This window comes from Lelliottia jeotgali (genome assembly GCF_016771845.1).
In the GTDB taxonomy this organism is placed as follows: Bacteria; Pseudomonadota; Gammaproteobacteria; order Enterobacterales; family Enterobacteriaceae; genus Enterobacter; species Enterobacter jeotgali.
Genome location: NZ_JAENMQ010000001.1, coordinates 798783 through 815587 on the forward strand (window position 1 = coordinate 798783; position 16805 = coordinate 815587).

General features: G+C 49.7%; 12 protein-coding genes. 6 read left to right on the forward strand and 6 right to left on the reverse strand.

Going from position 1 to position 16805, the window contains the following annotated elements:
* Window positions 1-52: 52 nt before the first annotated feature.
* Window positions 53-1204, reverse strand: a complete 1152-nt coding sequence (locus JBO43_RS03860; RefSeq protein ID WP_202673953.1) for a DegT/DnrJ/EryC1/StrS family aminotransferase — start codon at window positions 1202-1204, stop codon at window positions 53-55.
* Window positions 1205-1504: 300 nt separating this feature from the next.
* On the opposite strand from JBO43_RS03860, the gene JBO43_RS03865 reads away from it, so the two are divergent.
* Window positions 1505-2317 carry a dTDP-4-amino-4,6-dideoxyglucose formyltransferase gene (locus tag JBO43_RS03865; protein WP_202673745.1) on the forward strand — a complete coding sequence of 271 codons (813 nt, stop codon included), beginning with the start codon at window positions 1505-1507 and terminating at the stop codon, window positions 2315-2317.
* Window positions 2304-5858, forward strand: a complete 3555-nt coding sequence (locus JBO43_RS03870; RefSeq protein ID WP_202673746.1) for a glycosyltransferase — start codon at window positions 2304-2306, stop codon at window positions 5856-5858. Before JBO43_RS03865 ends, JBO43_RS03870 begins: the two co-directional genes overlap by 14 nt.
* Window positions 5859-5899: 41 nt before the next feature.
* On the opposite strand, the gene JBO43_RS03875 is transcribed toward JBO43_RS03870, so the two are convergent.
* The 3 genes from JBO43_RS03875 to JBO43_RS03885 form a co-directional block, all read right to left on the reverse strand.
* On the reverse strand, window positions 5900-9595 hold the full coding sequence (locus tag JBO43_RS03875; protein ID WP_202673747.1) for a glycosyltransferase: 3696 nt from the start codon (window positions 9593-9595) through the stop codon (window positions 5900-5902).
* Between the two features lie 177 nt (window positions 9596-9772).
* The gene (locus JBO43_RS03880; RefSeq protein ID WP_103946115.1) at window positions 9773-10675 is read right to left on the reverse strand and encodes a flagellin N-terminal helical domain-containing protein; all 903 of its coding nucleotides are present in this window, start codon (window positions 10673-10675) and stop codon (window positions 9773-9775) included.
* A gap of 182 nt (window positions 10676-10857) precedes the next feature.
* Window positions 10858-11763, reverse strand: coding sequence for a flagellin N-terminal helical domain-containing protein (locus tag JBO43_RS03885; protein WP_103946116.1), 906 nt, complete (start codon window positions 11761-11763; stop codon window positions 10858-10860).
* 240 nt (window positions 11764-12003) lie between these two features.
* On the opposite strand from JBO43_RS03885, the gene fliD reads away from it, so the two are divergent.
* The 4 genes from fliD (at window position 12004) to amyA (ending at window position 15796) form a co-directional block, all read left to right on the forward strand.
* Entirely contained in the window at window positions 12004-13407 is a 1404-nt protein-coding gene (gene fliD / locus JBO43_RS03890) for a flagellar filament capping protein FliD (RefSeq protein WP_103946117.1), read from the forward strand.
* Window positions 13408-13431: 24 nt separating this feature from the next.
* Entirely contained in the window at window positions 13432-13842 is a 411-nt protein-coding gene (fliS, locus tag JBO43_RS03895) for a flagellar export chaperone FliS (protein WP_103946118.1), read from the forward strand.
* Entirely contained in the window at window positions 13842-14201 is a 360-nt protein-coding gene (fliT, locus tag JBO43_RS03900) for a flagella biosynthesis regulatory protein FliT (protein ID WP_103946119.1), read from the forward strand. Before fliS ends, fliT begins: the two co-directional genes overlap by 1 nt.
* 107 nt (window positions 14202-14308) lie before the next feature.
* Window positions 14309-15796 (forward strand): alpha-amylase, encoded by a 1488-nt coding sequence (amyA, locus tag JBO43_RS03905; protein ID WP_202673748.1) that lies wholly within the window; start codon window positions 14309-14311, stop codon window positions 15794-15796.
* Between the two features lie 79 nt (window positions 15797-15875).
* Here the strand turns inward: amyA and yedD are convergent, their stop codons facing one another.
* A complete protein-coding gene (yedD, locus tag JBO43_RS03910) occupies window positions 15876-16289 on the reverse strand; it encodes a lipoprotein YedD (protein WP_095282463.1) in 414 nt (137 codons plus the stop codon).
* Between the two features lie 83 nt (window positions 16290-16372).
* On the reverse strand, window positions 16373-16690 hold the full coding sequence (gene fliE / locus JBO43_RS03915) for a flagellar hook-basal body complex protein FliE (protein WP_103946121.1): 318 nt from the start codon (window positions 16688-16690) through the stop codon (window positions 16373-16375).
* Window positions 16691-16805 lie beyond the last annotated feature (115 nt).

Below are 16805 nucleotides of genomic sequence, written 5' to 3' on the forward strand. Positions count from 1 at the left end.
CATTGCAGAGGGTATCTGCCCTCTGCTTTATTAAGCGTTAAAGTGCTGTCACTCAGGCAACCTGTTGCACGTTAACATCTTCTGAACATTTCCTCTGGCTCAGGCGAAGTACAGTTTCAATTATTCTCCCCTGCTCCTCATTAGTCATGTCGGGAAATATAGGAAGACAAAGGATTTTTTCGGCAATTTGGTTGGCCACAGGCAATTCTTGGGGCGCAGCTGAATCTAAATGTCGATACATAGAGAACGAACTAATTAACGGATAGAAATAGCGTCTCGCATAGATGTCCTCTTCTTTAAGCATTTCATAGAGTTCATCCCGGCTTAAGGGGAAATGCTCCTCCACCAGAACCGGGAAGTATGCATAGTTCCACTCGTAATCATCGGCAAATTGATAACACGACAGGCCGGTAGCGAGAGCTAATTCGCGCATATAGCGTTGATAAATTTGCTCTCGAGCAAGCAGAGCACGATCAATATGCTTTAGCTGAAGCAAACCAAAAGCCGCAGAGACTTCACTCATTTTTGCGTTAATGCCTGGCGCGACAACTTTGGTTTCACCGGCAAAACCAAAATTCTTAAGATAATCAATTCTTTGCTTGGTTTTAAGGTCGTGAGATATGATCGCCCCGCCCTCAAAGGTGTTGAACACTTTGGTCGCGTGGAAGCTCAATACAGAGAGGTCACCATTATTCAGTACGCTGGTGCCGTTGCTTTTAACACCAAATGCATGAGCGGCATCATAAATAACCCGCAGGCCATATATATCTGCAATTTGTTGGATTTTATCAACCTGGCACGGAATACCGTAGCAATGTACGGGCATAATTGCGGTGGTCTGAGGAGTGATCAACGCTTCTATTTTCTCAGGATCGATGTTAAACGTGAGAGGGTCGATATCCGCAAAGACGGGGGTTAAACCATTCCATAACAGCGTGTGTGAAGTGGCGACAAAAGAATAAGGCGTTGTGATAACTTCGCCCGTCACACGCAATGCCTGCAACGCTGTCAATAAAGCCAGTGTGCCATTTGAAAACAAACTTACATACTTGACGCCAAGATAATCCGCTAAAGATGCCTCAAGGTCCTGATGAAAACTTCCGCCGTTGGTGAGCGTTCTGCTGGACCACATTTTTTCAAGGTAGGGGATGAATTCCTCCAGTGGTGGCAGCAAAGGACTCGTCACGAATATTTTATTGTTCATTTCTGGCGTCACATATAAGTCGTTTAATCCCTATTTTATAAGTTAATGACGTCAATGATCGCTCGAACAAACGCCAATTTGGTGTCCTTATTACCGGCAAACCACTGCTGAATCCGCAGCAAAACACGCTATAGGCTAAAAAGAATGCAAATTGCCCTGCTGTTTTCGTCATGGGGAGAGTTCGGCAGCGATAAAATAACAAAAATCTCTCATCTGTTCGCAGCGAATCAATCAACCGGTGTTTAACATCATCGCTGAGGTTGCTGATCTGCACATTTTTCTCATCGACTGAGATTCATCATGATCGAAAATCATACCAAACAGCTGCCATCTGCAATCCTCGTCATTTCTGACAACCCTGAGTTATCGAAGCATTTCATGCGCCTTATGGAGAATGTGCCTGAGCTGAAAGGGATTCAGATGAAGCTTTGCTACTCTGCGAAAAACCCACAGCCGGAAGCAATGGCAGCGTTAGGTGCTAAATCAAGCGATCTGCGGGACAGTCTCACTGTGGATGACATTATAGCGACAACCGACCTTGTGTTTAGCCTTCACTGTAAGCAGATTTTCCCTGAAAAACTGGTCACCCATGTCAGGTGTATTAATGTCCATCCGGGTGTTAATCCTTACAACAGAGGGTGGTTTCCCCAGGTTTTCTCAATAATGAACAAACTCCCTGCGGGAGTGACCATTCATCTGATGGACAACGAAGTCGATCACGGTGCGATTATTTATCAGTCGGTCATCCAGATTGCAGAAAGCGATACCTCATTCGAGGTGTATCGCAAGATTATCGCTGAAGAAAAAACCTTGCTTGACCAGAATATTATTAACCTTATTTCAGGTGATTACCCGACGACTTGTCCAGAATCTGAAGGTAATTACAATAGCATTGCTGATTTCAGGAAATGCTGCGAGCTTGATTTAGACAAAACAGGATCGCTCAGAGAACACATTGATTTATTAAGGTCACTGACTCACGGAACGTTGAAAAACGCATTCTTCAAAGACGCACAGGGCCGTAAGCATTATATCCGTGTTCAAATAGAACCTCAGGATAGGTCATTCGAAGAAGAAAATAATAATGACGAGAAAAAATATGTCTCAGCATGAATTAGTCAGTATTCTCATTCCGGCTTACAAGGCCGATTTCTTCGAACAAGCACTCCAGAGCGCAATAGATCAGGACTGGCCGAATACTGAAATTATTGTTTGCGATGATGGTGACAACGACGCTATCCGCGTGACGTGCGAGCACCTTGCCCGCTCCTCAGGTAAGCCAATTAGTTATCATAAAAACACTCAACGTCTGCTGGAAACCGGAAATGTTTTGCATTGCCTCAGCCATGCAAAAGGGAAATACATTAAATTTCTGTATGATGATGATCTCATCGCTAAAAACTGTATATCCCGATTAGTAAAAGCCCTAAACGATAATCCTGAAATTGTCCTGGCATCTTCACGTAGAACACGCATTGATGAACTCGGGAATATATTACCTGATATTGTCGCCACCGCGTTTCCTTTCCAGCAGGACACGCTTCTCAGCGGAAATGATCTTATTTCCTTCCTGTGTGATTATCAGGTTAACTTTATTGGTGAGCCCAGCGTTTTCCTGTGCTATCGCGACGATCTACTCGCACTTGGCGATCAAATATTCAATATTGATAACGAGGAAATGCCTTATTTTGCCGATGCCGCGCTAATGATTAAGTTATTCCGTAAAGGAGACCTCGCGTTCATCAGCGAACCGCTCTCTTCATTCCGGATATCTGACTCGCAAATCAGCCAAATGGCAAAATCGCAGCAGGAGCAGGTCACCAGAACCTACTCTTTGATGCCGCAATTGATCAAAAAATTGGGTTGGTATAAAGGTTCGAAAGAAGAAAACCAGCATGTAACGATTGCTGCGTTGCACTCACCGAATGAAGTGCATCAGGTCAATCTTGTGCATGCATTGCAGCACGCGATGCACCGTAGCGCTCAGGATTACCACAGCGAGCAAATAACAAAGTGGGTCGAATCACGAACTCTCCCCCCGCAACATCAAGAGCTGGCTGCCTCTTTCCAGGCATCGCGCGCTATCCAACAGTCACTTTGCGTATTTATCCGCGAAAATGGGCACGCAGATGCGCTTGAACGTACAGTGGATAGTATCACTGCGTGGCAGGGTTTTGGGCTGACGCTTCATCCCGTTATTGTGGGTAACAGTGTTTCACCCACTCGATATCCGACGTCTGTAATAGATGCGACGGTATTAAATGCTGTTTCCCGTATCAACGATTTTCTGACGGCAAGTTCGCACGATTGGGTCATGGTATTAGAGGCCGGCGAACAACTTCTGGTCAGCGGATTGTTATCTTTCGATCTGGCTCTGGAAGGCGCTTCGGGCTGCGATGCTATTTATGCTGACGAAGTGAATATCGTTGGCAACAAAATCACAGGGACCACGCTGCGCCCGGACTTTAACCTCGATTTGCTCCTGAGTAACCCGGCAGAAATGTCCCGTCACTGGATTTTCAAGCGCTCAACGCTGATGTCGCTTGGCGGGTTTAATCGAATGTACCGCCAGGCATGGCAATTTGAATATATCGTCCGCCTGATTGAGCAAAAAGGCATTCAGTTTGCGGGGCATATTCCAGAACCTTTAGTCGCCTCGCACGGCCAGTTCACGATTGCTCTCGATGAAGAAAAAACTATCCTGCGCAATCATCTTCGCCAGCGCGGTTATCCTGCAGGGGAAGTGGAATCAGAGCGTCCAGGGCTCTATGCCTTACGTTATCATCATCAGCAGCAACCGCTGGTTTCCATTATTATTCCGACAAAAGATCAGTTGCCGATCCTCGTTCACTGTGTCACTACCCTGCTGGAAAAAACACGTTATCCGAATTACGAAGTGCTGATCGTCGACAATAACAGTGAAACGCCAGAAGCGCTTGAGTGGCTAAACGGGATTTCAACTATCGATCCGCAGCGCATTCGCGTTTTGCGCTACCCTCACCCTTTTAACTATTCCGCAATCAATAACATGGCAGCCCGTGAGGCGCGTGGCGAATATTTGGTGTTGCTGAACAATGATACGGGTGTGATTGAAAACAACTGGCTCGACCATCTTCTGAATCATGGTTTACGCCCTGAAGTGGGGATAACGGGAGCCCGGTTACTATACCCAAGCGGTAATATTCAGCATGCAGGCGTGGTAATGGGATTAAGAGGCCCTGCGGATCACCCCTTCATTAACAGTGAAAAAGACAAACCGGGTTATATGAATCGTCTGCACTGCGATCAAAACTACAATGTGGTGACAGCCGCCTGTCTGCTGGTCCGTAAATCGGTTTACGAGGCAGTTGGTGGCCTCGACGAAGAACAGTTCCGCGTCTCCTACAATGATGTGGATTTCTGCCTCAAAGTACGTGAAGCCGGTTATCTGACAGTATGGACGCCGTATTCAGTAGTGATGCATGAGGGCAGCGTCAGCCAAAAATCTGTGGATAAAGCTACTCAGGAAAAAAAACGTCAGCGTTTTATGGGTGAGCAAGATGCGATGTATCAGAAATGGCTGCCACTGATTGCCAACGATCCGGCCTACAACCCCAATTTGTCATTGAATAATACCGGATTCCAGCTTCAGACTGATGCACCGGGAACCTGGAAACCGCTGCACTGGAATCCGATCCCGACGCTCCTTGCGATAACTGCTGGCAGAACTCATCGCCACCAGCAGCATTTCATCAATCAATTAACGCTGTTCAATGATGAAGCTGTTGCCGAAACGCTGGTTCCTTTCGTACCGCCATCAATCGGTGAAATGGCGCGTATTTCTCCCGCAAGCCTGATTTTGCAGGAGACGATTTCACCGGCCGCTCAGGAATGGCTGGAACGAGTGCGTAAAGCAACATCACAGTTCACCGTCTTCACGCTGGATAATTATCTTCCAGCACTGTCGGCAAAATCGACTTTACGCGAGACACTAACCGGCGATTTGAGCGCAGCGTTGCAGGCCACCCTGCGTCACACAGACCGCCTGGTAGTCAGCTCGCCGATGGTGGCAGAAACATGCGCGACCTGGCATCATGACATTCGCATCGTTACACCGCGTTTATCCCCGACGCACTGGGACAATCTTATAAGCGCGCGTGGATATGGCCACAAACCCCGCATCGGCTGGATAGGTGATGGCGAAAATATCACGGACCTCGAAATCATTCACAAAGCCATCGTGCAGCTATCCAAAAGCGTAGAGTGGGTATTGATGGGATATTGCCCGCCGTCACTGCGCGCTCATGTTACTGAGTATCATCCTTCCGTAACCCCAGAGTGTTATCCGCAAAAACTAGCCTCTCTGAATCTTGACCTTGTCCTGGAGCCGTTCGCGGACACCGCTTATAACCGTCACCGCAGTGTGATCCGCCTGCTTGAGTTTGGTGCCTGCGGTTATCCGGTCATTTGCAGCGATAACATTAGTATGCGCAATGAGTATCGGGTGACTCGCGTGAAAAACACTAATAATAGCTGGATTGAAGCCATCTCCGCGTACGTACAAGATCCGCGCGCTCGCTTGAACGCAGGGGATGCACTTAAAGATCAGGTGAGACAAAACGGTATGCTATGGCGCGATGATTTATCCCTTCATGCCGCACATTGGCTTGCGTAACGCAGAAACAGAAAGGCACCTTTGCAGGTGCCTTTACTTTTTTACTTCCTGTCCATCAACCAGGCTTTGCGCCAGTCATCAAGACCGTTATTTCGCAAATACCAGTCGCGATGAATTGCTTCGCGTAGTTTATCCCCCTGAGAGGCAAGATACTGCGCATCGCTGATGTGCGCCCGAATCGCGCTCATCCAATTTTTGAAGCGGTTTTCTACCAACGTTACCGGCAGATCGCAGCGATAAGGTTCAATATCCGTGGCAATAATCGGAACCCCACAGGTGCCTATTTCCAGAAGCCGTAAGTTACTTTTACACTCATTGAAGTGATTGATTTCAAGTGGTACCAGCGCCAGATCCAGGTTCAGGCTTGCCAGTTTTTCGGGGTACATTTCGAATGGCACGCCAGGGTGGAATTCGCAGCGCACATTTTTGGGTTTCATTCCCATAAAGACCCACTCGACCTCATGCTCCAGCTCTTTGATGAGAGGCAACAGGATCTCCAGATCTCCGGCATGAGAACTGCCCCCTGCCCAGCCGACGCGGACTTTTTTACCTGTCCCACTCAGACTGCGTAAATGCCCCCACTGGTCCGGTGCCAGGCGGTTTTGCGCGATACGGATATCAGAATGGAAGCGACTGTAGGCTTCTGCCAGAGGCGCGGTAGACACCACCACCCAGTCCGCACTGTCCATAATCTTGCGCAGACTCTTTGCCATATGCTGTGGGAATTTACTGTTATTGCCATTTTTCATCGGCAGATTCAGGAGATAGTCATCATATTCAACGACAATTTTTGCCCCTGAGATATTTCGCATTTGCTGCATCACATCCGGGAAGCGACTTCCTGTCGGCAGTTCAAGTAAAACCACATCAGGTTGTAGCTGTGCCACTTCCATCAGACCGGGAATTGCATTAACCAGCCCCCCTTCCAGCAGCGTATGACGCTCCATTGCTTTGAACGGCTGCAACACGCGATGGTGCCCATTCCCCTGCCAGTTGATGTGGTGCGCCAGAATCACGGGTAAAGGACGGCCCGGAAGCGGCTCATGGAATCGAGCCGTGTTTTCACTCAATGTAAAAGGTGTGCCCGCTTTTTGCATCAGTGGATGATATGAAGGATCGGCCAGTAACGCTTGTCGCCATTCCTGATACAGTGCGGAATAGTCCTCTACCAGCGGGCGTTCCTGAACGTGGAACTTCTGGCTGAGTAGCCGCGTGGCTCCCCCCATGTGTTTTACCCTTGCATAAGGCGTCCAGATATTCAGATAACCCTGGGCCTGCGCACGCAAACTGAGGTCTACATCGGCAAAATAAAGCGGGAATACCTCTTCAGTGAAACCATTCAGGGAGAAGAAAACGTCTTTCCTTACCATCATGCAGGACGCGCTAACGGCATTCAGGTTATGGGGTGTTTTGAGGAAGTGCTCGAACCCGCTGCTGTCACCCTCAACCCCTTCAAATGCAACGCCCACGCCCTGTTGAATACCGGTAAGGTAACCGCCATGCTGTACGCGACCATCTGCATATTCCAGACGAGCACCCACCAGAGCAATTTCAGGACGTAGCGCATGTTCGACCATTGCCTCCAGCCAGTTTCCATCAATAATTTCGCAGTCGTTATTCAGGAACAGCAGGATTTCGCCTCGCGCGTATTGCGCGGCCAGATTATTCATTTGTGCAAAGTTGAACGGTGCGTCATGACGCAGCACGCGAACCTGGTCTATCCCCAGCCGTTCAAGCTGCCCGAGAAAATCGCATGCATCCGCCTCCACTGACTGATTATCGACAATCAACAGCTCGTACTGTGAGTACTGCGTTTTTTCCATCAGGCTTTCGATGCACCGACGCAGTAACGCCACGTGGTCGCGGGTCGGGATGATGATCGAAACCAGCGGTTTAACATCCCAGTGATAGCGAATGCGTGGACGGGGTAGATCATTCCCTTCTTCCAGTGAAGCAGTAATCCCCAGACGCTCAAGATGCTCAATGACGACCAACCGGTGTTCAGCCAATACTTTCGCTGAGGTTTGCCACACCTTAGGCAAACTGTCCGCCGATACCAGAACTTCAGCAACCCGGTCAAACGCAGCGGATCCCCCTGCTTCCACAAAACGCCAGATGAGATCAATCAGCGCCATTTCCTGAAAACGACTGTCGACTCCTCCTACCTGAAGTGCGGCTTCACGGTTGATTAGCCAGGTTTGGCCCGGATAAGGCGTTGCACGCAGGAGATCGATATTCTTCCCCGGACGCAGCGTCAGCAGCGGCTCTTCGTGAGCCGATTCCAGCATCTCATCACAGTACACTGCCAACGCTTTCTGGTTTTTCACGCGAAAGGCGGCAAAATGCAGCAGAGCATCATCAGTTAGCGTGAAGCCCGCAGGAACCACCAACAGCGCATCGGCTTTACGCTGATTAAGCAGTGCATTCAGACTTTCAGCCCAGCCCTTGCCAACGCCGATTAACGGTCTGTCGCCAGAGGCAAAATTCTGTTCAGCTATTACATCTACGCTTTCAGCCGGGAGGGACTGCATTGACACTGAGGCCAGCGTCCGCTGACAAGCTTCTGCATCCCCGTTGCGAGAAATGACTACCACGCCAATACTGTCAGCGCCCGGCGCGTCAACCGCTATCGAAAGCAGCGCATCCCGGCGTGCATCGCTAATTTTGCGGTCTTCCAGCCAGCGGCTCATCGAGTATTTCAGCGACTGGTGCGCCAGAAGCGCCTTTCTGTGCAAAGTCAGCGCATCGCACGATTTTTGATCCAAAACCGTTTTTTTAACCGGGAAAGACGACGTAAAGATCCGCGCAAGGACCTCTTTAATTCCCCAGGTTTTTGACCACTGCACGCGGTTATCACGCGTCCAGCGCGCCGCAGCCTGATAACCATTTTGCAGTAATGAGAGCCATTCATCGCTATCCGGGGAGTTGCGCAGCGACATCCCGCTGAAGTGATTGTGCTCATGGGCTGCGATGTTATCGGCATCGATATAATCGTCCACATAGCCATTAACGGCTAAAAATACGGGGATCCCAAGAGCCAGAGATTTGGCGACTAAAGACTCGTTAGCAATAATAACGTCGTATTGTGACAACCATTCCGGTTCAACAAGATTCAGCTGCTGTTTTTCATCCAGCCAGTGCAGCGTTACCCCAATGTCGGCTGCCTTTTGTTGTAATTCATATATTTCAGCAGACATTTCAGGCGCAACGTACAGGATCTGCTTTAGTTCTGTCGAACGGGCCTGTGCCTGGTAATCTATAAATCGCTGTGGAACAAGCCACGGCATCAGTGCCAGTTGGTCCTCGGCGATACCCGTTAGTTTTAACTGCTCGCACGTCAGTGTAGAAAGCCCAAGCGTCAGGGACGCAAGATCGTTTTCAAGCTGTACGCCGTATGGAATGTAAAGATCGTTGTAATCGCTGAAGTGGCGGAACACTATCGGGCCGCTCAGACGCTGCTCATGCAGCGCGGTCATCAGCTTCTGACTCACGAATCCGCGCCAGATAAAAATTAGATCATACGCTGGAGCGATGTCGCCTTGTTCTTCGCTAATGACCCGGAAACGCCCTGTCTTTTTAAGCTCATCCAGCTTTCCATTCATGGCCCTGCCGGCAGACTGCGTGCACAAGTCAATGTGAATGTCCTGCGCCAACCAGAAATCGACCAGGTCGAGAATCTCAACGGTATAGGGTGTATAAGCGTCGAATTTATCAACACTGAGTAAGTAACTTTGCATCCTGGTTCCTTTTTATGCCTGCACGTCACAACGTTCAGAAGACAGAAATGAAAACAGGTTATTGTGCGCGACGAGGGGGAATATGAGGCGAAAAACAGCAAACATAAAAGCGGCTATCTCTTTCGATTGCACATAAAAAAAGGCATCCGAAGATGCCTTTGATTTGCGCTAAGATAATTAACGCAGCAGGGACAGCATAGTCTGCGGAACCTGGTTGGCCTGTGCCAGAACAGAAGAACCTGCCTGCTGCAGGATCTGCGCACGGGACATGTTCGACACTTCTGTCGCGTAATCAGAGTCCTGAATACGGCTGCGTGCAGCTGACAGGTTGTTTACGGTGTTGTTCAGGTTAGTGATGGTGGACTCGAAACGGTTCTGAGACGCACCCAGCAGGCTGCGCTGGTTATCAACAGATTTGATTGCCGCATCGATGTCAGCCAGTGGGCTGCCATCGGTAGTACCGCCAGAAGTGATAGTACCGCTCAGAACGTCGAAACCTTCTGCAGAAGTGGTACGCGCGTTACCGTTAACCATGCCACCAGTTGCGCCAGTTGCGCCAGCGGTGCTGAACAGGTTGTAGCTATCTGAGCTGCTCAGGTTAATAGCGATAGTTTCGTTATCTTTAGAGCCAACCTGGAAGCTGTAGCTGCTTGAACCAGTACCGGTGTTCAGCACTTTGATGCCGTTGAAATCGGTCTGCTGAGTTACACGGTTAACTTCTTCCATACGCTGGTTAACTTCAGCCTGGATGGAGTCGATGTCAGATGCAGAGTTAGAGCTATTCTGCGCCTGAACGGTCAGGTCACGGATACGCTGCAAGTTGTTGTTGATTTCGCCCAGTGCGCCTTCAGCAGTCTGCGCCAGAGAGATACCGTCGTTAGCGTTACGTGCAGCAACGCCCAGACCGTTGATGTTAGAGGTGAAGCGGTTGGCGATCGCCTGACCAGCAGCATCATCTTTTGCGCTGTTGATACGCAGACCAGAAGACAGACGCTCAATCGCGGTGCCCAGGGAGGACTGAGATTTGCTCAGGTTGTTCTGAGTCATCAGCGACAGGGTGTTAGTATTAATCACTGCCATGGTATGTATCCTTCAATATGAGTCATGGGTTGGCATGCCGCCAGCGGCTTCATCGCCTTCATAAAGGTTATCGACAGGACTCATACAAACTTTAGCGTTTTAAATATTATTTAACGCTTTTTGATTGATTATAAAAGAAAAAAGCGCCGACAAGCGGCGCTTTGATAACGTTAATTAATGAATTAACGCAGCAGGGACAGCATGGTCTGCGGAACCTGGTTGGCCTGTGCCAGAACAGAAGAACCTGCCTGCTGCAGGATCTGCGCACGAGACATGTTCGACACTTCTGTCGCGTAATCAGAATCCTGAATACGGCTGCGTGCAGCTGACAGGTTGTTTACGGTGTTGTTCAGGTTAGTGATGGTGGACTCGAAACGGTTCTGAGACGCACCCAGCAGGCTGCGCTGGTTATCAACAGATTTAATTGCCGCATCGATGTCAGCCAGTGGGCCGCCGTTAACACCACCGGTGGAGTTAACAGTACCGCTCAGAACGTCGAAGCCTTCAGCTTTCGTCGTACGCGCAGTGCCGTTGATAGTCTGACCAGAGGTATCAAAGGTCGCGCCAGTTGCGCTGTACAGGTTGAAGGAATCAGAGCTGCTCAGGTTGATAGCGATAGTTTCGTTATCTTTAGAGCCAACCTGGAAGCTGTAGCTGCTTGAGCCAGTACCGGTGTTCAGTACTTTGATGCCGTTGAAGTCAGTCTGCGTGGTAACGCGGTTAACTTCTTCCATACGCTGGTTAACTTCAGCCTGAATGGAGTCGATGTCAGATGCAGAGTTAGAGCTGTTCTGCGCCTGAACGGTCAGGTCACGGATACGCTGCAAGTTATTGTTGATTTCGCCCAGTGCGCCTTCAGCAGTCTGCGCCAGAGAGATACCGTCGTTAGCGTTACGTGCAGCAACGCCCAGACCGTTGATGTTAGAGGTGAAGCGGTTAGCAATCGCCTGACCCGCTGCATCATCTTTTGCGCTGTTAATACGCAGGCCGGAGGACAGGCGCTCGATCGCGGTGCCCAGAGAAGACTGAGATTTGCTCAGGTTGTTCTGAGTCATCAGAGAAAGGGTGTTAGTATTAATAACAGCCATGATGTATTCCTTCGAATTAGTTATCAGATTCAGGCAACTGCCCACGGCTTTCTTACCGTCATTCTGATTATCGACACTGCGTTCTCAACCTTTAGAAAAAAAGATCATTTTTTTAAAAGCCCAAACTACACATTATTTGCGGCCTTTATTTGCGCATTGTTTTTGCAAAATAACGCTAATCTTTTTTTCGTTTCTGCCGATAGACCATCCAGTGATTGTCTCAATAAAGGATGAAGTGTTATGGCAAGTATCAGTTCGCTCGGCGCAGGTACCAATCTGGGACTCAGTACGTTGTATGACAATTTACAGACAGCTGAGCAAACCAAACTGACACCTATTACTACGCAGCAAACCTCTTATAAAGCAAAACTCACTGCGTGGAACGTTGTTCAGGCCTCGTTAACCAAATTACAAACGGCTTCTGACGCGTTAAAAAATACCTCAGCTATTGCTCAGGCTAAGGTGTCCAGCACCAACTCGGCGTTCAGTACCACACTCTCAACCAGTGCGACTGCGGGAACCTATTCTGTTGAAGTGACTGGATTAGCCGCTTCACAGTCCTTGCTCAGCCCGAAAGTGGCCAGCAAAGATACCGATCTCGGTGATAGCAGCATGAGCTCGCGCACCCTGACGATCACGCAGCCGGGTCAGAAAGATCCACTGACAGTGACGTTGGCCAGCGATAAAACGAGCCTCTCTGATGTTCGTGACGCGATTAACGCTAAACAGGGCAGCGTGACCGCCAGTATCATTAAAGCGGATGACAACAGCTATTATCTGGCGCTGACCTCTCGTGACAGCGGCACAACGAATAAAATGACGGTCACCACGGATGACGCCGAACTGGCTAAATACGTGAGCTACGATTCGGCAGCATCCAGTAATGCGATGACTGAGCAAGTTGCAGCATCCGATGCGGTGGTCAAAATTAACGGGATTGAAATTACCCGTAGCAGCAACACGATTACTGATGCGCCAGAAGGCGTTACGCTGAATCTGACCAAAACGAATAAAGGCAGCCCGGAAACTCTGACGGTGGTTAAAGACAACCAGCCAATGCTCGATGCGGTTCAGGCGTTTGTCGATGCGTATAACTCGCTGCAAACCACGATTGGTAATCAGACGAAATATACAAAAGTGGATCAGGGCAACGGCGCGCAAGACACCAGCAACGGCGATCTGCTGGGCGACGGTACGCTGCGCAGTATTCAGACCCAGCTGCGTTCAAAACTGTCGGCAGCACAGGGTAGCGGTGAGTTAGCCACGCTGTCTCAGTTAGGTATCACCCAGGATATCACCGGCAAACTGACCGTTGACAGTACCAAACTGAATAAAGCGCTGACCGAGAAATCCGCAGATGTGGTCTCATTCCTGTCTGGCGATGGCAAAACCACCGGTTTCGCGACGCAAACCAGCAGCTTGTTGAAGAGTATTTTAGGCACCGACGGTTCAGTCAAAAATGCCACCGACGGTATTAACAAAACGCTGAAACAACTTTCTGATCAATATGATCGCGTCAACGACCAAATTACCGCCACCATGGCGCGTTACAAAACGCAATTTACCAGTTTGAGTCAGCTTGTTTCTCAGATGGATTCAACAGGCAGCTATCTGACCCAACAGTTCAACGCCATGAACAGTTAATCAATGATGAGTTGAGGTTTTACCATGTATACAAAATCGGGGATTCAGGCATATGCTCAGGTCGGCGTAGAAAGCGCCGTCCTGAGCGCCAGCCCGCATCAGTTGGTGGTGCTCCTTTTTGATGGCGCATTAAGCGCCATGAAAAAAGCCATGATACTGATTGAGCAAGGGGATATTCCCGGTAAAGGGCAGGCGTTGAGTAAGGCTATCAACATTATCAGCAACGGTTTGCAGTCAGGTATCAACCATGACGTTGGCGGAGACCTGGCAACAAATCTTGATAGCCTTTACGACTACATGACAAGGCGTCTTTTACAGGCCAATCTTCATAATGATATCAATGCCATCAATGAAGTGGTTGAGTTGCTGAATAACATTGCTGACGCCTGGAAAGAGATAGGCCCACATTCTCAAAACGTGCGGGACAATTACTAATGGAAGCCAATCTCGGGTTGCTCCAGCATTATCAGCAGTTGTTAGCCACCAGCACCGCAATGCTGGTTCTGACAAAATCTGGGCGTTGGGATGAGCTTATTGCTTACGAAGTCGATTACCTTTCGGCCGTAGAAAAACTCACACGATTCCAGGATGCCAGCGAAATTGCGCCCCATTTACAGGCGCAAATCCGCCCTATTCTGAAACAGATCCTTGATAATGAAGTTGAGTTAAAAGCGTTATTAAATCAGCGCATGGAAGAGTTAAGAGCTCTGGTTGGGCAAACGTCCCGACAACATAATCTCAATGCGGCCTACGGACGTTTATCAGGTAATATTCTTTTCCCCAATGATCTCTAGATTGGCGACGACCAAGACCCCAGCGGGTGAATGAAATTTCATATTTCACCCGCTAACTCTTCCTATCTCAACCATACTGTCTGTGTCCTTATTCTGGAGCACGGAAGATGAAAAACCCCACTCTATTACAATGTTTTCACTGGTATTACCCCACGGGCGGTGAACTGTGGCGGGAAGTGACCGCACTGGCCCCGAATCTCAACGAAATCGGCATTAACATGATTTGGCTGCCACCGGCGTACAAAGGCGCATCGGGCGGCTATTCCGTCGGATACGACTCTTACGATCTGTTCGATCTCGGTGAGTTTGATCAGAAAGGTTCAGTGTCAACCAAATACGGCGATAAAGCCCAGTTGCTGGAAGCGATTAACGCGTTAAAAAGCAATGAGATCGCCGTACTGCTGGACGTGGTGGTGAACCACAAAATGGGCGCAGATGAGAAAGAGTCGATCCGCGTGCAGCGGGTGAATGAGCAGGATAGAACGCAGATTGACGACGAGGTGATCGAATGTGAGGCCTGGACGCGGTACACCTTCCCGGTTCGCGCCGGGCAGTATTCCGAGTTTATCTGGGATTACAAATGCTTCAGCGGCATCGATCACATTGAAAACCCCAACGAAGACAGCATCTTCAAAATCGTGAATGACTACACCGGCGACGGCTGGAACGATCAGGTCGATGATGAGATGGGGAATTTCGACTACCTGATGGGCGAAAACATCGATTTTCGCAATCATGCGGTCACCGAAGAACTGAAATACTGGGCGCGCTGGGTGATGGATCAAACGCACTGCGACGGTTTTCGCCTCGATGCGGTAAAACATATTCCCGCATGGTTCTATAAAGAGTGGATCGAACACGTGCAGGAAGTTGCGCCCAAGCCGCTTTTTATTGTGGCGGAATACTGGTCGCATGAAGTCGACAAGTTGCAGCAATATATCGAGCAGGTGGAAGGCAAAACCATGCTGTTCGATGCACCATTGCAGATGAAATTTCATGAAGCGTCCCGCCAGGGCCGCGACTACGACATGAGCCAGATTTTCACCGGCACGCTGGTCGAAGCCGATCCGTTCCACGCCGTGACGCTGGTCGCCAACCATGACACTCAGCCGTTACAGGCGCTGGAAGCCCCGGTCGAATCCTGGTTTAAACCGCTGGCCTACGCCCTGATTTTGCTGCGTGAAAATGGCGTGCCGAGCGTGTTCTATCCAGATTTATTCGGCGCCAGCTATGAAGATACCGGCGGCGATGGTGAAACCTACCCTATCGTGATGCCGGTTATCGAACAGCTCCACGAACTGATCCTCGCACGCCAGCGCTTTGCCCACGGCGTGCAGACGCTATGGTTTGATCATCCGAACTGTATCGCCTTCAGCCGCAGCGGCACGGATGAAGATCCGGGCTGTGTCGTCGTGATGTCCAACGGGGACGATGGCGAAAAAGTGCTGTGTCTGGGGGAGAATTACGGTAACAGGAGCTGGCGAGACTTCCTTAGCAACCGTGAAGAAACCGTCACCACCGCCGCCGACGGCGAAGGGACATTCACCTGCAAAGGCGGCAGCGTGAGTATCTGGGTAATGGAGGATGTGTTGTAGCCTGGGGAAATTTTGCCGGGTGGTGGCTGCGTCTTACCCGGCCTACAGTCCGATCTGTAGGCCGGATAAGCGAAAAAATCTACTTCACCTGGCTCTCAAGCGGATTCTTGGTCAGGTAATCGGCGCATTCTACCGTCGGACGGTCGACGCGCTGCAATTCCATTCCATCATATTCCAGGGTGTTGCCATTGCGTTCAAGCGGGTAGATATCTAGCTTGCGGGTGACATTATAAAAATCATCGGAACGCAGCATGATTTTACCGGGTACCGCCACCACGCGCTGCCACTGACGGCAGTCGAGAGTATCGCCCTCCTCCGTCACCACCAGCGTAGCAATCGCTTCCGGGCTGACCATTTTACTTTGCGGCCCTTTCGACTGCCAGTAACCCGCCAGATTTGAAGGAACAGGATGCTTGATCACGTCCTGATAATTATCGACCTGTACACAACCGGTTAACGCCAGCAGTGCGCCAACCACAATACTTTTTTTCATCATCTTTCCTGCCTGCGAAGAAAAAAAGATTGTGGCATTAAAGCGTTAAAGCCGCCAGCGTAAGATGGTTTTCGTCGCAGGAACTACACCTGCATGCCCATCACTTCCTGGTAAGCCGCTACCAGTTTGTTACGTACCTGAATCCCCATCTGCAAAGAGACCGATGATTTTTGCAAATCGGTCATCACATCATTGAGCGCCACACCCGGTTCGCCGAGGGAGAATTTTTCTGCCTGCACGCGGGCCGCGTTTTGTGTGTCGCTGATGCGATCGAGTGCGGCGTGCAGTTGCCCTGCAAAGCTGACCGTCGATTGCGTATCCGCCGAAACGTCCTGATTGCGGGCCGTCATCGCCGTTGCCTGCAACTGACCGATCACCCCTTCAATGCCCTGTATAGCCATGACTCTCCCCTGGATGGTTTTTTACGCGGTCAAGACTAGCACCTTGTCAATAAGATAATGGCGGTAAATAGCGTTAAAAAACCAGGTTATTTGACGCATAGAAAATCCCGAATCA

Excerpts from the sequence above, each read along its gene's own strand:
- JBO43_RS03880 (WP_103946115.1), bottom strand. The coding sequence starts at position 10,675 with ATGGCAGTGATTAATACTAACACCCTGTCGCTGATGACTCAGAACAAC.
- JBO43_RS03860 (WP_202673953.1), bottom strand. The coding sequence starts at position 1,204 with ATGAACAATAAAATATTCGTGACGAGTCCTTTGCTGCCACCACTGGAG.
- yedD (WP_095282463.1), bottom strand. The coding sequence starts at position 16,289 with ATGAAAAAAAGTATTGTGGTTGGCGCACTGCTGGCGTTAACCGGTTGT.
- fliD (WP_103946117.1), top strand. The coding sequence starts at position 12,004 with ATGGCAAGTATCAGTTCGCTCGGCGCAGGTACCAATCTGGGACTCAGT.
- fliE (WP_103946121.1), bottom strand. The coding sequence starts at position 16,690 with ATGGCTATACAGGGCATTGAAGGGGTGATCGGTCAGTTGCAGGCAACG.
- amyA (WP_202673748.1), top strand. The coding sequence starts at position 14,309 with ATGAAAAACCCCACTCTATTACAATGTTTTCACTGGTATTACCCCACG.
- fliT (WP_103946119.1), top strand. The coding sequence starts at position 13,842 with ATGGAAGCCAATCTCGGGTTGCTCCAGCATTATCAGCAGTTGTTAGCC.
- JBO43_RS03885 (WP_103946116.1), bottom strand. The coding sequence starts at position 11,763 with ATGGCTGTTATTAATACTAACACCCTTTCTCTGATGACTCAGAACAAC.
- fliS (WP_103946118.1), top strand. The coding sequence starts at position 13,432 with ATGTATACAAAATCGGGGATTCAGGCATATGCTCAGGTCGGCGTAGAA.
- JBO43_RS03865 (WP_202673745.1), top strand. The coding sequence starts at position 1,505 with ATGATCGAAAATCATACCAAACAGCTGCCATCTGCAATCCTCGTCATT.
- JBO43_RS03875 (WP_202673747.1), bottom strand. The coding sequence starts at position 9,595 with ATGCAAAGTTACTTACTCAGTGTTGATAAATTCGACGCTTATACACCC.
- JBO43_RS03870 (WP_202673746.1), top strand. The coding sequence starts at position 2,304 with ATGTCTCAGCATGAATTAGTCAGTATTCTCATTCCGGCTTACAAGGCC.